We start from the raw sequence: 18,871 nt of genomic DNA, 5'->3' as shown, positions 1-18,871 counted from the left end.
TCGTTGGCCCTTTGCCGTTGCTTCAAGCTCCGAATCAGATAGAATTTTCTTATTCGAAAAATAAGAAAATGTTTCAAGGAGGAACATATGAAGCTAAAGCACCTTTTGGTCCTTTTAGCTGGATTGTCGCTTTCGGCCACGGTTGGCTGCAGCAATGATGGCAGCGGCGGATCATCCAGCAGTTCAGACACATATACACTTTCGGGGAGTCTATCGACACCGGCGAGTCTGTTGTCCAATCGCCCCTTTGCCGGCGTTGGCGCTATGGACGCGGCCTGTGCCAATGGCAACCTTTATCAGGTCTATTGCGTCACTTTTGAGGCCGACCCTCAGGCAGCTTCGGGCACTGTGGGTTGTAACGGCGGAACTTCTGGAACTTATGAGGTGGCCGGCCTGCCAAAGGGCACTCCCGTAGGTTGCTTTGTGCGGGTTTCAACAAATGGCACTACTTATGCCACCTTGGGCACCATTGAACTTCCAGCGGCGGGTTCGTTGACCAATCAAGAGACTCTCGTTGCAAGTGGCAACATGGGCGTGAACTTGACCATTGGCTCTAACGGAAAAGTGCAAGCGGAAGTCACAACAGACAGCCGAACTAGCACCACTCCGTCAGCCACTGATACGAATATCAACGGAATATATCAGCTCACCTGTGATGTGGACTCCACATTGTATGATGTGGGTTTTTGCAAATGCTTTTTGGGTGAAGACTATTATTCCGGTGCAGGCTACTCAAAACAAGAAGATTGCCTGGGTGATGTAAACGGTCCTGCTGCTGGCATCACAGACACTGTAGCTATGTATATTGATTTTAATATATACAATGCCACAACCACAGCGGACTTGCCTGACAGTGGCGGATCTACAATTCCTGCCGGTTCTACAGTGCAGGCGGTTTCGATTTGGGGGGCGCAAAACTCAACGACTTCGGCTCGCGGAAGTGGTGGTGAAGGCTTGAGTGATTTTGCAACCGCCATGGGTCTTAACTTCGCAAGCAGTGTCGCGACTCAAAGCATTTCTTGGACTGCAACTTTAGACACCGACAATAACAGTAGTGGTGGCACACTCGTAAATACGACGTTCCTAGATAGCTGGGGCTCACAAACTGTAGGAGATTGGAAAGCTTGGATTCGCACTATCTACCTCAGCGCCGTCACAAACGAATTTTGGACCTGCACAGAGAACTGGGGCAGTATTAGTGGCAATGATGGCGAAGATGATGCCGGTTGTTTGTCTGAGTTCATTCGCCAAAATATGGATCATAACAATGATGGCGTTTACCCACGTGTGTACCTTGAAGGATATTGCAATTACAGCACTGGCTGCGATGCTACTCTTAGCAAGGCCCGAGTGTGGGTTGAGGGAGTGGATTTCGACTATGCCAATGACTGGAATGGCACGTCTCAAGATGCAGTGACTGCTGACACGCACACTCCTGGTCCGCAACCAAGCATGCGTTTTGTGTTTGAGCAGTGGCACGCCTTCCCATCTGGTGGCGGTACGTTCACTCAACGCCATGATAATTCTCGTTGGTTCAATTGTGCCAGTGACTCGTCAGGCGACGTGCAACATTCAAGCTGTGGCGCCAACTGGGGATCATCTTCCTATGATGGTGTTCAGTGTGAAGTGGACGAGGAGCTTTCGATCAAGTTCTTACCCAACGGGACTGGCCAGTTCAAAACTGTATTTGAACAACGTCAAGTTGTGAGACACGCCACTTGGCACCGAAGCACAGATAGCGGCCCCGTATCAGATACCGACGCCGCAGATGTTTGCCGCGCAGTCATCCAAAACGAAGCCACATTTATGGCAACGACGGTAAAACAGTAGTTTCTCCAATCCATCAAAATGCGAAAAAGCCCCAAGTTCAACTTGGGGCTTTTTTTTACCATCTGTGATGAGTCGGTAAACGGCTAGGCTGCGGGCATCGGGCATTGCGGGGTGGAGCCCCCCCCCTTTTTTTTCCTATGAATACATAGACCGTTCTGTTGTAGACCTTACACGGAGACTGATCCTCTGTTGCCCTGCAAAAATCACAATGATATGACGCATCAAAATTTAGGAGGCAGTCATGAAAAACGTGATTTTATCACTCATTATGGGGCTTGGGCCCATGGCCACGGCCGCGGATTCGGAGTTACCCCCTTATTTAGATGTCGTGGTGGCCGAGGCCATTGAAGGCTTATCTGAATATGATTCGGTCTCCTTTTGTGCTCCATCCGCCGATATTGCAGATCTATTAGGTGGAGTTCGGGCCCGCCTCATTGAAAAATCAAAAGAAAATGGCTGCGTTCAATACTGGCTGTCCGTGCAACTTGAGATTAAGTCAAACGGCCAGGCGCAGGAACTCTGCATGAAGTTTAACAAAGAACGGCTCCCCAATGCATTGTTTGATCACCAGGGCCAGCTCTGCCCTTAGGTGCATTGAAGATGTGTTTCGGCGTTTCAATATTCGGGTCAAGTACTAACAATCATCAATACGGATTAGAAATTTACTCGCTGAAATTGCCAGTCCCTAGGTTGCCATGAGCTACTTCGGCCCGACTTATCTGATGCGGGACTTAATTTAGAAGTGGCACCGCTTCGGGGCTCAGGTCAGTGGTTCCCCGTATACCATTGAGGCGACAGAGCCAACGACCATATAAGGAATATTTTCAGACTCTAGCTTTTGAATCACAGTGGTGAATACGCCAAACATGTTTTGTTCCATTAAGAGCATCCTCTCTCAATCAGAGCGTAAGTTTTAGAATGAATTTCTTTTTCGGTGAGTTCAGGGTGCTTTTTCTTTAATTGGAAGCTTTTTATCTTAAAGGCAAAATCAAAAAGGTCAGAGGCGAGTTTGAGCTTCTTTTGGATTTTTTGGGGATCAAACTGTCTTTTGTTTTTTGAGTCTATGGAAAACCTCTATGGGAAAGAGGTATAGGGAATTTAAAAATGGTCCGCCAGAAAGGACTTGAACCTTCACGGCCTTACGGCCACTGGTCCCTCAAACCAGCCTGTCTACCAATTCCAGCACTGGCGGTCGTGTCTCAAAATGGTAGTCTGTGTACCAATTTCGAGTAAATTCAATATACCAATAATTTATCTAAATAATTAAAACCTCAAATCTTTTGTCAGCACCGTCACGATACCCTCAAACCAGCCTGTCTACCAATTTCAGCACTGGCGCACATACGACATTCAATTGCTTTTTAGACGCTCCACCTCAGTGACGGAGTCACTCCAATGAGGGCACCTAGTAAGCCGCATTAGTTACCAATGGGCCTTAGAAATTTCAATGCTTTGGGTTTGAGAGGCTATTTTGCGACTCGTAGCGGCGTTTGGAGGACTGATTTCCTTTTGAAAACAAGGCCTTGCGCTGAAGTGGCGAAAAATCTCCGCGCCAGTAACCGCGCAGGTGGGTGGCCGAGTCACAATAAGTGAGCCCCATGGACGGGGTGATCGTAAAGGGGAGCATGGATGCTCCCCGGGCCCCACCGCCTCCTTGATGTGTGAGGATTTCGCATACACATCATCACATGGGGGCAGTTTTAGTTGTGATCTCCGCAAAAAGCTTCTATGACCTATCTTTTTCGAAAAAGCCTGTGCCAGACAGGGTTGCCTGTGGCCCAGAGGATTGCAATTTGAAGACTGCGGACCTTAATTATTCCTATCCAGAAGAGTTAGTGGCCACGGCTCCGGCGCCGTCATTTCGCACGCTTGTCCACGATACCACTCAAATTCTTGAATGCTCCAAATCCGATCTACTCGACCGGTTCTCACCCGGCGACGTGCTTGTGATCAACGACACCCGGGTTCAAAAGCGACGGGTCTTTGCCAAGTCAGGCGAAGAGGTTTTATTTATTAAAGATTTGGGGCAATTGCAATGGCAGGTGCTATTTCCGGCTCGAGGTATGCAGGTGGGTGAGGTGTTATCCTTGCCGGCTCATGTGGAAATGCAATTGGTGGAAAAGGGTCTGCCCCAAACGGTAAAGCTCAATCGCGCCCTCGATGATGATTACTTTGAGAGCTTCGGCGAGCTGGCCTTGCCTCCTTATATACAAAAAGCGCGAGGCGATCGCCATATGTCTGCAGATGATGAGACTTGGTATCAGACCAGCTGGGCGAAAAACTCAGGAAGTGCGGCTGCTCCTACAGCGAGCCTTCACTTTTCTAAGGAAGACCTCGAGCTTTTATCTGCAAGAGGGGTTAAGGTGGTGCCCATCACTCTTCACGTGGGATTGGGCACCTTCTTGCCGGTAAAAACAGACAGATTGGATGAACACGTCATGCACCACGAATGGGTCGAGATACCACCCGATACGGCTCTTGCCGTGAATAAAGCCAAAGTTGAGGGGCGGTTGATTTGGGCTTTAGGGACCACGGTCACTCGCGCGCTTGAAGCCTGGAAGGAAGGGCATCTGGCGTTGCAGGATGATCGCTATTTTAGGGGAGAGACGAATCTCTTTATTAAACCCGGATTTGAGTTTAAGGTGGTCGACCGCCTTTTGACCAATTTTCACCAACCCCAGTCGACGTTGTTGGCGTTAGTCTGTGCGTTTGCTGGGTATGACGAGGTCCTGTGGGCTTACAAACTAGGAATAGGTCGTCGCATGCGACTTTTTAGTTATGGAGATTTAACGGTATGGTATCGTCGCTTGTAGGACACTTTAATGTGGAAGCCACATCGGGCTCGGCTCGTGCAGCTCGCTTGCAAACAGCGCACGGTGAGGTGAAAACTCCGGTGTTTATGCCGGTGGGAACCAAAGCCACGGTGAAAAGCATGTTGCCAGAGGAGCTAGAAGATCTGGGGGCACAGATTATCCTCGGAAACACCTATCATCTGCATCTGCGGCCCGGTGAGAGTGTGATTAAAAATCTGGGTGGTCTTCATCAATTTATGAATTGGAAGGGTCCCATATTGACCGATAGCGGTGGGTTTCAAGTGTTTTCGCTGTCTCAGTTGAGAACCTTGACCGAAGAGGGCGTGGAGTTTCGCTCTCATCTTGATGGCTCAAAGGTTTTTATGTCGCCCGAGTCAAGTATGCAAATCCAGATGGATTTGGGCTCTGACATCATCATGGCGTTTGATGAGTGTCTTTCGCACCCGTCACCCAAAGATGAAATCAGAAAATCCATGGATCTCACCTACCGTTGGTTGAAGCGATCAAAGGCCGCTATGACCCGTGAGCAAAGTCTATTGTTTGGCATCGTACAAGGTGGACTGGATTTAGAGCTCCGGCTAGAAAGCCTCCAACAAATCACCAGTGTGGATTTGCCCGGGTATGCCTTAGGTGGTTTCAGTGTGGGAGAGCCCATTGAAATGATGCATGACCTTGTTAAAGACATTGGCCCGAAAATGCCGGCCAATAAACCCAGGTACATGATGGGAGTGGGAACCCCCTTAGACCTCATTCTTTGTGTGGACGCCGGAATTGACATGTTTGATTGTGTGATGCCCACACGGACGGCTCGAAATGGCAACCTATTTACCTGGCAAGGGAAGGTGAGTATCAAGCGGCAAGAGTACAAGGAAGACCCCAGCCCCCTTGATCCAGAGTGTGGTTGCTACACCTGCACGAACTACAGCAAAGCCTATCTTCGCCATGTGTTCATGAGTGGAGAGATTATTTCTAGCCGCCTCAATACCATTCACAATTTGTATTTTTATTTAGACCTCATGAATAAGGCCCGGGCTGCCATTATCGAAGGCCACTGGCCAGAGTTTCGGGATCACTGTTTGGCTCGATTCACCCAGGTTCAGTAGCCGCATCACGTTAGGCAGGAGGCGGGGCTAGGGGAGCAGTGAATTGATCTGGGCCCTTGTACTTGCTGCAAAACCAAAAGCCACACAGGATTAGAAGGCGATTCGTGGAGTTCCTCCTAAGCCGGCTGGCCCATCGCAAAATAGACTAACTGTGTTCGAAGGGGACTTGAGTTTTCTTGCCCGAGCCCCAAGGTGATGATCAGGTCCATCAACTCTGCTCGATAATTGTCTTTACAGCATCTCGTCATCGATTGCTTTTTCTTGCAAGTCGTCATTATTTACCTCATGCCAATGTGGGGATGAGAGCTAAGTAACTCCGCGGGCTTACAAAAATAATAAAAAGTGGCGGGAGATCTCATCACTGAGCATCAAAGTTCAAAACCTAATTATCGAGATGGAGGCAAAACATGTTTAGTGCCATAGCATGGGCTCAAGCGGCCGGTGAAGTGACGGGGCCGAGTGTATTGGAGCAGCTATTCCCCTTTGTGTTTATATTCTTTGTTTTTTACTTTTTGATCATCCGTCCCCAACAAAAGCGGGGCCAACGACATGGTCAATTCTTAGAGAAAATGAAAAGAGGGGATTCCGTTTTGACTTCCAGCGGAATTTTAGGAACCATCGAAGGAATCACAGACAAGTTTGTGACATTAGAAGTGGCCGACGGAGTGCGGTTGCGAATTCTTAAATCACAAATAGCATCGCCAGCAGGAGAAGAGGGGAAATGATCCAAAGTTTACGTACTCGGTGGATAATTATTTTAGGCGTTTTCGCCATGGCCATTGTTTGGAACGTGCCGAACTTTTTTGATGTGAAAGAGTGGATCACAGAGAAAAAGATCGTCTATGGCTTAGATATCCAAGGTGGCTTGCACCTTGTTATGGGTGTGGATGTGGACGGCGTCATCGTTGAGCGCACTGCCCGTTTAGCTGAAAATTTAAAAGAAGAGCTTAAGGAAGAGGCCATCACCGTCACAAGTGTGATGGTTACACCCGAAAATAAAAAAGAGCTCCAAATCAAGTTCACACCTTCATCAGACACGTCTAAAGAGATTGTGTCCTACATAGATAAAAATCACGGAACGACTCTTCAAATTGTTGGACAAGAAGAGGGGATGATTTCTATTCGATACTTTGATGTCTATGCCAACTTGATGAAAAAACAAGTGGTGGATCAATCCATTGAAGTCATTCGTAACCGCATTGATGAGTTTGGAGTGTCAGAACCGGTCATTGCCGCTCAGGGTGAAAATCGCATTCTCGTGCAGCTTCCTGGTATTGAGGACTCAGCCCGAGCCAAAGATTTGATCAATCGCACAGCCCGATTGCAGTTTATGTTGGTTTCGGAAGCCAAAGAAGCTGCTGAGGTGGAGCAGTGGGTGAGCGAAGCCGAAACGGCAGGCAACTACGCATTAGGTAAAGACGGCATGGGCTACTCAGCCTATGTCAAGCGAGTGAACGAAGACTTAAAAGGTAAGTTACCTGAAAATTCTCGCGTGGTTTTTCAAAAAGCTGAGAATGCGGTAAGCCTAGAGGCGGGCAAGATCACCCGGTTGGTCGAAGTGTCTGATGTGGATGGCGGACATCTTGAAGACGCCTTTGTGGGATATGATCAATTTAATCGGCCACAGGTGAATTTTCGATTGTCTGTTGAGGGTGGGCGAAAATTTGGAAAGCTCACTGAAGAAAACGTAAACCGGCAACTGGCCATTGTTTTAGATGACGTCTTAAAGTCAGCCCCCAGTATTCAAAGTAAAATCACTACGGCTGGTGTGATCAACCTGGGTCAAAGTGATTATCAAAAAACTTTAGAAGAGGCTGAGTTTATTGCTACCACTCTGCGTGCGGGAGCTTTGCCGGCGACCTTGGAGCAACTTGAAGAACGAACGGTAGGCCCAACATTGGGAGCTGATTCGATTAAAAAAGGTGAAGTAGCTGGTTTGGTAGGGGCCCTTCTTGTTTTGGGCTTTATGTTGTTCTATTACCGTAACTTGGGTTTTGGCGCAGACATCATGCTGAATATGGTTCAAGTAATGAATATTCTGCTGATCCTTGCCATCCTCACAAGTCTGGGAGCGACTCTCACATTGCCTGGCGTTGCCGGGATAGTGCTCACACTAGGTATGGCCGTGGATGCCAACGTCATTATCTATGAGCGGATCAAAGAAGAGCTAAGCAAGGGTTCTACCATGACGGCTGCGGTCAAAGATGGCTTTGGCCATGCCTTTTCAGCGATCTTTGATGCCAATATTACCACGGCCGCTGTGTGTATTGTGTTGATGTATTTTGGTTCGGGGCCAGTTCGCGGTTTTGCGGTGACCTTGATCATTGGGATTGTGACGTCAATGTTCACAGCCATTTTTGTGTCGCGCACAATATTTGACACCCAATTTAGAAAACAACCTAAGCACAAAATGGCCTAGAGGGGAATTGTTGAATGGGAAAGAAAAACGAAAATAAAGGCTTAGATAAAGCAACAAAACCTAAAGGCGAGGACCCGGGTCGTTATGACTTTATGGGCAAGGCGCCTTTGTTTGCCATGGTATCTCTTGTCGCGATGGTGGCCTCGGCGGTCGCAATTGGGGTCTATGGGTTTAATTACGGGATCGATTTTTCTGGAGGCACAGAAATCCAGGTGCAGTTCAATCAACAGGTGCCCACAAGCCGCGTTCGAGCGTTTGCTGAGAACATCGGCTCTAAAAATGCATCCGTTCAAGCCTTGCAAGAAACCAATGAATTTTTAATTCGAGTAGAAAATAAACAAGGCCTATCAGAAAAAGAAACCAACACAATGATCAATGAAATGATCAGCGGTGTGACGGCTAGTTTAGCCAAAGAGTTTCCGCAAGAAGAGCCAGCCGTGCGTCGAGTGGATTCCGTGGGGCCACAGGTGGGGTCAGAACTTAAGCGCAATAGTATTTTGGCTGCGTTTTATAGTTTGTTGATGATCTTAATTTATATTGGCTTACGCTTTGACTACAAGTACGCACCTGGCGCTGTGATTTCGCTTTTTCACGACGCCATGATTACGTTAGGTGTTTTTGCAGTGACTGGGCATGAGGTGAATATTCAGACTATGGCAGCTATTTTAACGATCATCGGTTATTCCCTCAACGACACAATCGTGACCTATGACCGGATCCGTGAAAACATACATGTTTACCGGGATGAGAACTTTCGGTTTGTTGTAAATCGATCTATCAACGATGTACTTTCACGAACAATATTAACGTCTTTGACCACATTGTTGGCTGTCGCGGCTATGTATTTCTTAGCTGGTGGAGTTATTAAGGACTTTGCTTTCACACTCGGTATTGGTGTGATCGTGGGGACTTACTCGTCTATTTATATTGCCTCGCCGTTGGTTATGGTCGCTGACCAGATCATGTCAAAGAAAGCCACAGCGTAAAACGCGGTGGAGATTCAGTGGTTTGATCGTTCACTTCGAGACTTGCCATCGCCGCCCTTGGATATGCCAAGGGCCCTTTGGCAGGTGTTATATGCACGGGGGCTGGTGAGCCGCGAACAGGTGGAAGGTCACTTTTCTCCAAAACTAAAAGATCTGACTCCGCCCACTTCCCTGACCGGCATTGACAAGGCCGTAGCTCGGTTGATTAGTGCCTTTGAACAAGGTGAAGTGCTTTGTATCTATGCCGATTTCGACTTGGATGGAACTCCGGGATTGGCTCTTTTGCATCGTGGTTTGACCTTGTTGGGGTTTAAAGATGTGAGGCACTTTCAGCCGAAAAGACTGAGTGACGGTTATGGCCTGCATGCCCATGTACTTAAAGATTTAAAGGACCAAGGGGTGCAGCTCGTCGTCACAGTGGACGTGGGCATCACCGACGTAAAAGCGGTGAGTGAAGCTAATGAGATAGGGTTAGACGTCATCATTACGGATCACCATTTACCCAAAGAGGAGTTGCCGGCGGCCTGTGCCATCGTCAATCCCAATCAGTCCGAATGTGAATCGGGATTGGGGCACCTAAGCGGAACGGGTGTGGCTTTTTATCTGGTATTGGCATTGCGCTCAGAAATGCATAAACGCGGACTGTTGCGTGAGGCCTTTGACCCGAAAGAGCTACTTGATTGCTTCGCCATTGGGACGGTCACGGATATGGTGCCCTTGATCAAAGAAAATCGGTCTCTCGTAAAGCATGGTTTGGTGGAGCTATCAAAAACAAAAAGACCAGGACTTAAAGTCCTGCTTCAGCAACTAGATCTTTGGGGCCGTTCCCTGTCGAGCCAAGATGTGGGGTTTAAACTGGCACCAAAGTTAAATGCCTTAAGTCGGCTTGAGAAATCTTTGCTTCCTATTGATTTGTTTTTGGTGGACTCAGAAATGGAAGCAAGCCGCCTTGTGGGTGAAGTATTTCAAACCCATCAAGAGCGTGTGGAGTTGCAGCGGCATGCGGAGAAGCTGGCCGAAGAAGTGGCCAAAGATCAGCGAAAAAGCGGTTTTATCTGGGTATGGTCGCCAGAATTTCATCAAGGCATCGTTGGTCTCGTGGCTACAAAAATGGCGCAAAAATTTAAAGTGCCGGCCTTTATCGGGGCAGGCAAAGAAGATGGTCGGATTGTCGGCAGTGCTCGTATTCCAGATGAAAACTCAGGTTATCATCTGCCTGAAGCTTTGGGGGCCGCTGAAGAAGCCTTAGAAAAATTTGGTGGTCACAAGGCCGCTGCCGGCTTTGAGCTCCGCAAAGAAGATGCGGACCTTTTTGAGGATTTGCTGAGAAACTACTTTAAGCATCAGGGTGAAGACAACAAGCCCAGCCAGTTCACACAAACCTTTCACTATGACTCTGAGTGTGGCCTGGATGAGATCACCCCTCAGTTTATGAGTTGGTACGAAAATATGGGTCCCTATGGAATGGGCTTTGAAGCGCCGGTATTCTTATTGAAAAACCTAGAGGTGACAGGGGTGCGAGAGTTGCGTGGGGGACACTTAAAGTTGAGCGTGCGCGATCGAAAGTCTGGCGCCCGCGCTGATGCCCTGTGGTTTTCGCCTCCGCCCCATCATCCAGCCACCTATAAGTTTATTCAACCACAGGATATTATTGATATTTTGGGCGAGCCCGAGTGGAACCACTTTGCCGGCAAGGCGACCCTGCAGGTATTGGTGAAAGACCTTCGTTGGAGCAGGTAGCGCATTGCAGCATTAGAGTTTTGTTGCCCCCTTGCGCTATGAAATTCAACGCGTTATTTTGCCACTGATGAAAACTCAAATCAAAAAGGCAAAGCAAACGGCCGAAAAGGTGAAAGAGGATCTTTTAGATCAGCGAATTTTAGCCATTGCTTCGAAGCGGTATCATCGCCTGCAGAAACAAATCGTTGATTCAGCAGTGAAGCTCACAGAAGAGCAGGATTTGGTTGTGCGCCTGGGAGACCGTATTTTGCAGAAAGCAAAAACGGTAAGAGCATCTTTGAAAAAAAATCGGCGCGAAGAAAAGCAAAAATAAGCGGAGTTTAAGAGCGTGGCAAAAAAGGCAATGGTGTTGCTGTCGTCGGGTTTAGACAGCACGGTGAATTTATATTGGGCCTGCCAAGAGTTTGATTTGGTCTCCACCGTGACTTTTGATTATGGGCAAAAAGCCGTAAGACAAGAAGTTTATCACGCCCAATTGTTAGCTGAAAAACTCAAAACTTCGCATGAGGTTATCGATATTCGTTGGCTTGGCAAGGTGTCATCCAGTGGATTGACGGATTCGTCGATGCAAGTGCCCACGGGACCTGAAGTGGACATTGACAGTCGTGAACAGTCAATGAAAACGGCTGCTGCGGTTTGGGTTCCCAATCGAAATGGCGTGTTTTTGAATATTGCTGCAAGCCTGGCCGAGAGCCAAGGGGCCAGGTGGGTGATCCCGGGGTTTAACCGCGAAGAAGCAGCGACATTTCCAGATAACACAGTGGATTTTATAGACGCCACAAACAAGGCTTTAGAGTATTCCACAAACAATCGAGTGCAGGTGAAGTGTTTCACAGCTGATTTAGATAAAACAGAAATCGTAAGGGTTGGCGTGGAACTTGGCGTGGATTTTAGTTTGGTGTGGCCCTGCTACTATGACAAGGCCGAAATTTGTCGTGAGTGTGAGTCGTGTCAGCGATTTTTGCGAGCCATGAAAGCCGCGGGTGTTGCAGGATGAAAAGTCTGTGGATTGAAGAGTCAATGCTCTACGATGGGCAACAGTTAGTTTCTCGGTTTGCCTATATGAATTACGGATTACTCGGTGACTCAGTGGTCGCCTGGAGCGGCCCCTGTGACATTCCCACAGAACACATGGTGGACGGGGAGGATGTGTTGGCTGGTGCAGCTATTCGTGGTGGAGAAATGTTGCACTTTATTGTTGAGGGGTTTGGAATGAATTTATTTTCAGCCGTAGCCCTACAGCGATTATTAGCCGCCATCGTCAAAGACGAGTTGACGGGCCTTGGAGCCGTTGGATTGTATCGAGCTGGAGACGACATTTTTCAAGGTGAAAAGAAATTGTCGATAAGCATTGCCACGGTGAGCCCCATTTCAGCGATGATTCACTTTGCGGTAAATATAACCAACGAAAACACGCCGGTGCCGACGGTAAGCCTCAATGATATGGATGTGATAGCTCAGGACTTTGCTATAACAGTGATGTCTCGGCTCACCCGAGAAGTGGCATCGATTAAAGAGGCCACGCAAAAGGTGAATTGGGTTCGGTGATTATATAAAGTGCTAATTCATGTCCATGGCAAAACAGAAGTGATCGGTTCAAAAAAGTTACGCGACAGCTTCTTTTCGCGCCTCCCACAGGTCATATTCGGCCTGCATGCGCACCCACATCTCGGCGGTGGTATTTAGAACTTTTTCGAGCGTGAGTGCAAATGATGGGGATACCCCTCGTTTTCCATTAACAATTTCATTTATTTTTCGAGGCGAGCACTTGCATAACTTTGCGAGATCCGTTTGATTGAGACCCATTTCACCCATGTACACTTCTTCAAGCACCTGTCCTGGATGCATTGGCTTTGGATTTTTAATCATAATCAACCTCTATGGTAGTTTTCAATTTTCACCTCTGAGAAATCACCATTTTTAAACTTAAAGGTAATACACCAGGGGAGTTTAATTGTTACACTCCAATACTCCTTTCGATCACCTTTCAGCTTGTGGAGCCGGATATTTGGTGGTTGGCCCAGAATCTTCAAGTCGTCCAAAGTCTGAGTATTGTGCATAATTGTCAGTAAGGCTTTAGCGCGTAACCAAAGATCCCTCGGCAAAAGCTTCGATTCATTGGTCTCCCAGATTTCCCGGGCGGCCTTATTTCCAATGTTGACAATCATGCGGAACCTCTGCTTTTACACTATACCGTAAAGTGTAAAAGATCAAGTTTTTTGTTTGGTTTTATCCGTCATCTAGAACCCAGCCGGTTAACAAGGCTTCCTAAGAGAATTTAAGGCTCATAGGCCAAGAGGTCCTGAGGTTTTTTTGCCACATCCAAGATGAATTGAATGCGGTCTTCGCCGGATAGGTAGTTGGCAAAGCCTCCAGAGGTTTCTGGCAATCCACAAAAGAGGGCGAGGCTGTGTTCCCACTGGATTGAGCTCTCAATGGAGTGAGCACTGGCCGCCCAGTAATCCGCGGCTGATTCATTGGCATAGGATTCGGGAATATTCCACTGCGTTTTTAGAAATCCGTAATCGTCAGGAAAAGATCGGGTGTCGATGGCGTGACTGATTTCGTGAGACAGCAGAAAATCTAAAGAAGGTAGGGTGGTTTCACCAAGCATTAATCGCAGTTCTGTGCCGGGGCATAGAATCACCACATTTTCTTCTTTGTAGTAGAAGGCCGACAGCAGTAGACCATCGTGCTGGCAAGCCATTTCGAGAGAGTGACCTCGCTTTTTCCAGCCGGTGAAATAAAAATTCATTTCTTGAAGGTCTCGGCTTAAAAAATCTTCAGACACATCCAGTTTGACCTGAGCAAGTCGGCTGTGCATCTGAGTTTTCAATAGGGGATCAAAAACAGATCGATCGAGCCCTGCAATCACTTTTTGTCGGTTGTCTTCAAAGCGATCAGTTACGGACTTCCAATTTTTTCGTTGCTTGCCAAGGTTATTAAAGTAGTGCCACTTGGCCCGGATGTCTTGCATGGCCAGTCCAGACAGTTCGTGTTCGGATGCGACGGGTTGTCCGTTCCATTCAATGTCTGAAATACTTTTTTGTTTGAGATCCAAAAGGGCTGGGCTACGTTGTTGTGCCATGGAAGTTTGGTTTTCGCAGACGTCGTCCACGCCTGAGGCCATTTGCGCCTCGGACAAATTGGCAAAGAGCCATAGACTAGCTATCCACATTAGAGTTTTTATCCCCATTTTTACCCCCAACTCCAAAAGCGCCGCCCATTAACCCCAAGGGGACTGCGCTTGAGTCTTTTCAAAACTACTTTTTATCCATCAACTTCTGTTGAAAATAAACATACTCCAGAGCCACCCAAAGTGCAGTTTGTTCATAATTAGCCGCACCACCGTGCCCACCTTCGATATTTTCGTAATACAAAAAAGGATGACCTTGCCGTTCCATTTTTGCAGCCATTCGGCGCGCATGCCCCGGATGAACGCGGTCATCCGCCGTCGAGGTCATAAAAAACACTTCAGGATAATTCACGTCTGCTTTCACATTTTGATAGGGCGAGTATTTGAGAATGGCCTCTCGTATAACAGGGTCCTCTGGGTTACCGTATTCACCCATCCAACTCGCACCGGCCAGTAGCAAGTGGTATCTCATCATATCAAGTAGTGGCACTTGTACCGCAGCAGCTTCGTACAGATCTGGTCTTTGCGTGAAAGCCACACCAGTTAATAAACCGCCATTTGATCCGCCCACTATTCCAAGCTGCTGGGCCGTTGTGATTTTTCGTTGGATCAAATCTTCAGCTACGGCATGAAAATCATCAAAAGCCTTTTGTCGTTTTTCTTTAAGTGCGGCTCGATGCCAGTCAGGCCCGTATTCGCCACCTCCGCGAATATTGGCCAACACCCAAACGCCGTCGTTTTTTAGCCATCCCAGTTCTATGGAGGCGCTGTAATGCGGGCGCTGTGAAACTTCAAATCCACCATAGGCATGGATGATTGCTGGGCGGGGGCCCCTTGAAGAATTCTTTTTGCCGACCACGTAGTAGGGCACTCGCGTCCCATCGGGGCTTGTGGCAAAATGCTGATTGACCTCGTAGGGAGTGGCATCAAAGCGCGCTGGCTGTTGATCAAATTCAGAAATTGTATTTTTCGTTAGGTCAAAGACAAACCGGGTCTCCGGCTTTAAGAAACCCTCTGCTGAAACAATTAAGAGGTTTTGGCTTTTTGAATAAGATGATAGCCCAATAGAAGCATTGTCTGCTATTTGAATGGGTTTCAGCTTGTCACCTATAAGTTCATAAAGGTGAAGCGTAACATGTTCGCTAAGTAATAAAAATCGACGGCCTCGGTGAACAAAGAATGAAGATAATATCTTTTCGTGTGAGGGCTTAAAAAGAAGTTCTGCCGGAGCGTTTCCGTCAGCCAATAAGTCTTCTAAGTTGAATCTTAGCAGTGAACCAGCTGTGTAGGTGGCATCACCTCTGGACCACTCTTCTTTAAGCTCTACGTAGAGCGAGTCTTCGTCAAAACTGGGTTCGGCTGTGGTTGGTACGGGGAGTTTTAAGGTCTGCCCATTGCGGAGCAAGTAGTACTCATTATTGAAAAAATCAAGGCTTCGATACACCAAGCGATGCTTGGCGGGCCCAGATTCCTCATCACGAACCGTAGATCCACCCACGCTGACATTGCTTTTATCGCCTTCAAAAACAAGGGTACCTTGCTCAAGGGACTGCCCACGTTTGAGCACAAACACTTTTCGTGGGTAACCGGAGTCTGTTAAGTCATCGGCATCAATAGCGGGAGCCACGAATATTGTGTCTTCGTCGATCCAAGCTAGGCGGCTTTTACTTTCGGGAAGGCTAAAGCCATCAGTGATAAATTGCTTTGTCTCCGTGTCAAACTCGCGAACCACTTTTGCGTCTTTTCCGCCTCGGGATAAGGACACAAGGGCTCGATTTTTGAATGCAACGACTCCGCCGTAAACCCAGTTTTCTTTCTCGGTTTCGGCCAATTTATCAAAATCAATGAGAGTTTCCCATTTAGGCTTTTTCTTCAGGAAATCTTTTATTTTTGTTCGGCGCCAAAGGCCGCGTTGGTTTTTAGCATCTCGCCAAAAATTGTAGGCGTAGTCTTCGCGAAAGGTAACTTGCAATAGTTTATCTGGGCTGTTTAAAATTTTCAAAGTTTGCGATTTGATAGGTTCAAATCGGGGATCCGACTGAAGTCGATCCAAAGACCTTGCGTTGTGGTCTTTTACCCATTGAAGGGCGCGATCACCGTGAATCTCTTCGAGGAACAGGTCTTCAGCGGGCTCGTGAATCATCGATTTGCACTCCGTTTCTTCAGAAGTTGTGGCACATGCACTGATGCTGATTGTGGTTAATGCGAGCACTAATAAACACGGGCTCCATTGAAACATAAATATGGTCCTCATCGGGTGTTAGTTATGAGCGCTGATCCCCCACCGGCGTTCTGTATTTTGGGAATAGAAGGGTAGTAGGAAAGTTCTTGGATGCTGTCAAACACTTGGCCATAGTTAATTATGTAGTCGGCGAGCGGCAAGAAGGGCGGGGAATACTATGCACAAATATTGCTTATGAATAGTGTAATTGGGTAAATGGGATTGGGGGATAAGTGTATCAGTTTGGGACAATCTTTGTTTTTTTAGCTACATTGCTATTGGCATTTCAGAATTGTGAGCCTTATCACGAGGCCGGGGATTTTGAATCCACGGGTTTTAGTGATTTGGGACCTGGTTCGGTAGCCACCAGCATCGAAGCCTATTCGGTGACGCTGATGCCTCTTCTTCAGCAAAATTGCGCAAGTTGCCATGGTAAGGCGCAACAGCCGGCATTCATTGCTGGTGATGCGACAACATCACACAATGCTCTTATAAATTTTGGCTTAGTGAATTTAACTAACCCTAGCGCATCGAGGATTGTTCAGAAAGTTCAAGCGGGACACCAAGGGTTTTCATCCAGTTTGGCTCTAGCTTTAGAAGGTGAGATTTCCAATTGGGCAGATGCGCTGTTGGCCAGTGGCGAACCCTCTCCATTGCCGGAGCCCGTGGGTTTGGAGCCCACATTTCAATCCATTCACCAATTAGTTCTTTTGCCAAAATGTGCCGGTTGTCATAGTCCCACAGGAACTCGGCCTCGCGAAGATTACTCCACCTACGAGGCGTCCATTAATACAGGCAAAATTGTGCCCGGCAATGCCGCAGGCAGCGAGATGTACAAAGAGTGCACCAGTGGGGCCATGCCGCTGGGAACGGATCGTTTAACCGAGGAAGAGTTGGCGGCCCTTCGCCAGTGGATCGATGAGGGAGCGTTAGACAACTAGCTGATAATAATTTACCGGGTGCATTCCGTAGCCTCTCCTCGAAAATGAACTGCAATTATTATTCAGATGGGCTTCGTCTGCGCGTACGGCGCTCCAATATTTCTAGAAAGTTGTCGCTTTGTCAGGAGGTGTGTTATGGATGCAAATGTCACCGAGAATGTAGGTCGAATGGCTATCCCTTTCAGGTTATCGACACTTCATCAAGTTGAAACAAGGTCTTCACTCCACGGCGTCGGCCACGAGCAAGGTTTCTCGGCAGGGCGAATGGATTTGTTTGACTGGTGGCAAGTGAAAACCCTCGTCATTAACCTGCAACTGGGCAAAATACCGATGCAATTGAAGGCCTTCAGAGAGCACCCAAAAGTGTTGTCCCTCGTCCTCAAGAAATTGTGCCAGTCGCGCCTTTGCAGGGTCTGAAAACCACTGGCTGGCAGCTAGCATGGGTCGGTTGAACTCTTCTTGCCTCACAAGGTAGGTGTCGACCTTATCGGCCACATTCACAAGCTCGGTGGAAATGTGCATGAGTTCGTCTGTGTATCGATCGCCGAGGCGTTCTTTAAAGTAGCCGTCCAGCTTTGAAAGGTCTCTGGCGCCCATTTGATTAAACGTGGCAATGAGCAACTTTAGGTTTTTCCGACTGATTTGAGCGACGTTATTTGTGTCAGGCAGCTCGTCCAAGGAAAGATTATTAAATCGAGCCAGACGTTCTAGAATACTTTCTTCGGGGAGGTAACCATGCCGTTTTTTGTATTCTCTTGAAAAGTCGACTTTTTCTCGGTCATGCTGAACGGCTTTTGCAAATACAATATACGGAAGAAGCGGATTGTCTGACACTGTGTGCGCCAGATGCACGCTCAATGTAATCACCCGAAAAATGTGTTTGATGGTTTCTTGTCGAAATTCTTCTGTGTTTTCATCTAAGGACTTGCCGTGGTTTTTTGCAAAATCAGGTTTTTGGCTGAGCCAGGGTGCGCGCCCCAAGATCTCGTCTTCGTAGGTTGAAAGCCAGGTCATTTCTTTCATAATCCACGGTGTCGCTTGAGTTGGCGACAAAAACAAAAATAGCAACCCGCTTGAAAGAAAGAGGCGTCGCCCCCATCGGAAAAAAATCAACACCAGACTCTTTAAATTTTTTTGGATAGGGTGGTTTATGGCCAATTGGTTATTTGCTGTCAAGGAAGCCCCCCCAGGTCTTGGATGATTTACAAACCCAATTTTTGGAATGAACCTGATAGCTCGGGATACGTACATTAGCCATGTACCGCCCCAGGGGATCTGTTTGATGCAGATTGATCTTCACCCAGAAGGAGGAGCCAGTATAAATGATCCTCTTTCCCTCACGCGAAGTACTTTGATAGACGGATTTTATGAAGTTTCGGTGGGCGTAGGGAGGGGCAAAAATCACGTGGGCTTCATAGGCCGATCTATCACCCCATTGACTCTTGTAGATGCGAACTTGCAGTAAGTGTGAATCTTCATCTTGGTTGGCACAGATGTACTCAGGCGCATGCTGTGGCTCAGATGGCCCCTGTGCCATTGCCCCAGCTGAAATCAAACCCAAAATGATCGTTAAAAATTTTAACATCTCCCCCATTCCCCCAAGAGACATTAATTGGGTTCTGAGCGTTTATGTCAACAAAAATGACAGGTGAAATGGGCCTAGGCACTTAAAATCCCTTATG

The 18,871-nt window shown here is 47.6% G+C and carries 18 protein-coding genes and 1 tRNA gene; 12 read left to right on the top strand and 7 right to left on the bottom strand.

Going from position 1 to position 18,871, the window contains the following annotated elements; all coding sequences use genetic code 11:
• Positions 1-87: 87 nt before the first annotated feature.
• Positions 88-1,830 (top strand): hypothetical protein, encoded by a 1,743-nt coding sequence (locus tag H6626_06205; GenBank protein USN48681.1) that lies wholly within the window; start codon positions 88-90, stop codon positions 1,828-1,830.
• A gap of 241 nt (positions 1,831-2,071) precedes the next feature.
• Positions 2,072-2,419: a hypothetical protein gene (locus H6626_06200; GenBank protein USN48680.1), complete on the top strand. Its 348-nt coding sequence runs from the start codon at positions 2,072-2,074 to the stop codon at positions 2,417-2,419.
• A gap of 516 nt (positions 2,420-2,935) precedes the next feature.
• On the opposite strand, the gene H6626_06195 is transcribed toward H6626_06200, so the two are convergent.
• Positions 2,936-3,022, bottom strand: a tRNA-Leu gene (locus H6626_06195).
• A gap of 601 nt (positions 3,023-3,623) precedes the next feature.
• Here H6626_06195 and queA point away from each other — a divergent pair.
• The 9 genes from queA (at position 3,624) to H6626_06150 (ending at position 12,439) form a co-directional block, all read left to right on the top strand.
• Complete coding sequence (gene queA / locus H6626_06190; protein ID USN48679.1) at positions 3,624-4,643, top strand: tRNA preQ1(34) S-adenosylmethionine ribosyltransferase-isomerase QueA; 1,020 nt, start codon at positions 3,624-3,626, stop codon at positions 4,641-4,643.
• Positions 4,625-5,746, top strand: a complete 1,122-nt coding sequence (tgt, locus tag H6626_06185) for a tRNA guanosine(34) transglycosylase Tgt (protein USN48678.1) — start codon at positions 4,625-4,627, stop codon at positions 5,744-5,746. The genes queA and tgt overlap by 19 nt, the downstream gene beginning before the upstream one ends.
• Positions 5,747-6,153: 407 nt before the next feature.
• Positions 6,154-6,471: a preprotein translocase subunit YajC gene (gene yajC, locus H6626_06180; GenBank protein USN48677.1), complete on the top strand. Its 318-nt coding sequence runs from the start codon at positions 6,154-6,156 to the stop codon at positions 6,469-6,471.
• Positions 6,472-6,554: 83 nt separating this feature from the next.
• Entirely contained in the window at positions 6,555-8,165 is a 1,611-nt protein-coding gene (gene secD, locus H6626_06175) for a protein translocase subunit SecD (protein ID USN48963.1), read from the top strand.
• 14 nt (positions 8,166-8,179) lie between these two features.
• Positions 8,180-9,151, top strand: coding sequence for a protein translocase subunit SecF (secF, locus tag H6626_06170; GenBank protein ID USN48676.1), 972 nt, complete (start codon positions 8,180-8,182; stop codon positions 9,149-9,151).
• A 105-nt stretch (positions 9,152-9,256) separates the two neighbouring features.
• Positions 9,257-10,891 carry a single-stranded-DNA-specific exonuclease RecJ gene (recJ, locus tag H6626_06165; GenBank protein USN48675.1) on the top strand — a complete coding sequence of 545 codons (1,635 nt, stop codon included), beginning with the start codon at positions 9,257-9,259 and terminating at the stop codon, positions 10,889-10,891.
• Positions 10,892-10,958: 67 nt separating this feature from the next.
• Positions 10,959-11,204: a hypothetical protein gene (locus tag H6626_06160; protein ID USN48674.1), complete on the top strand. Its 246-nt coding sequence runs from the start codon at positions 10,959-10,961 to the stop codon at positions 11,202-11,204.
• Between the two features lie 15 nt (positions 11,205-11,219).
• Positions 11,220-11,888 carry a 7-cyano-7-deazaguanine synthase QueC gene (gene queC / locus H6626_06155; protein ID USN48673.1) on the top strand — a complete coding sequence of 223 codons (669 nt, stop codon included), beginning with the start codon at positions 11,220-11,222 and terminating at the stop codon, positions 11,886-11,888.
• Complete coding sequence (locus H6626_06150) at positions 11,885-12,439, top strand: DUF366 family protein (GenBank protein ID USN48672.1); 555 nt, start codon at positions 11,885-11,887, stop codon at positions 12,437-12,439. Before queC ends, H6626_06150 begins: the two co-directional genes overlap by 4 nt.
• A gap of 57 nt (positions 12,440-12,496) precedes the next feature.
• Here H6626_06150 and H6626_06145 read toward each other — a convergent pair whose 3' ends face one another.
• From H6626_06145 to H6626_06130, 4 genes are all read right to left on the bottom strand, one after another.
• Positions 12,497-12,760 (bottom strand): HigA family addiction module antidote protein, encoded by a 264-nt coding sequence (locus H6626_06145; protein ID USN48671.1) that lies wholly within the window; start codon positions 12,758-12,760, stop codon positions 12,497-12,499.
• A 2-nt stretch (positions 12,761-12,762) separates the two neighbouring features.
• Entirely contained in the window at positions 12,763-13,059 is a 297-nt protein-coding gene (locus H6626_06140) for a type II toxin-antitoxin system RelE/ParE family toxin (protein ID USN48670.1), read from the bottom strand.
• A 110-nt stretch (positions 13,060-13,169) separates the two neighbouring features.
• Positions 13,170-14,087 carry a hypothetical protein gene (locus tag H6626_06135; GenBank protein USN48669.1) on the bottom strand — a complete coding sequence of 306 codons (918 nt, stop codon included), beginning with the start codon at positions 14,085-14,087 and terminating at the stop codon, positions 13,170-13,172.
• A 67-nt stretch (positions 14,088-14,154) separates the two neighbouring features.
• Positions 14,155-16,266: a S9 family peptidase gene (locus H6626_06130; protein ID USN48668.1), complete on the bottom strand. Its 2,112-nt coding sequence runs from the start codon at positions 16,264-16,266 to the stop codon at positions 14,155-14,157.
• 215 nt (positions 16,267-16,481) lie between these two features.
• Here H6626_06130 and H6626_06125 point away from each other — a divergent pair, with 215 nt between their 5' ends.
• A complete protein-coding gene (locus H6626_06125) occupies positions 16,482-17,189 on the top strand; it encodes a hypothetical protein (GenBank protein ID USN48667.1) in 708 nt (235 codons plus the stop codon).
• Positions 17,190-17,408: 219 nt separating this feature from the next.
• Here H6626_06125 and H6626_06120 read toward each other — a convergent pair whose 3' ends face one another.
• Positions 17,409-18,203, bottom strand: a complete 795-nt coding sequence (locus tag H6626_06120; GenBank protein ID USN48666.1) for a hypothetical protein — start codon at positions 18,201-18,203, stop codon at positions 17,409-17,411.
• Between the two features lie 148 nt (positions 18,204-18,351).
• The gene (locus H6626_06115) at positions 18,352-18,774 is read right to left on the bottom strand and encodes a hypothetical protein (GenBank protein ID USN48665.1); all 423 of its coding nucleotides are present in this window, start codon (positions 18,772-18,774) and stop codon (positions 18,352-18,354) included.
• Positions 18,775-18,871 lie beyond the last annotated feature (97 nt).

This window comes from Pseudobdellovibrionaceae bacterium (genome assembly GCA_023898385.1).
GTDB lineage: Bacteria > Bdellovibrionota > Bdellovibrionia > Bdellovibrionales > UBA1609.
Note: the sequence above shows the minus strand (reverse complement) of the source record. Positions and strands in the feature narration are given on the sequence as shown.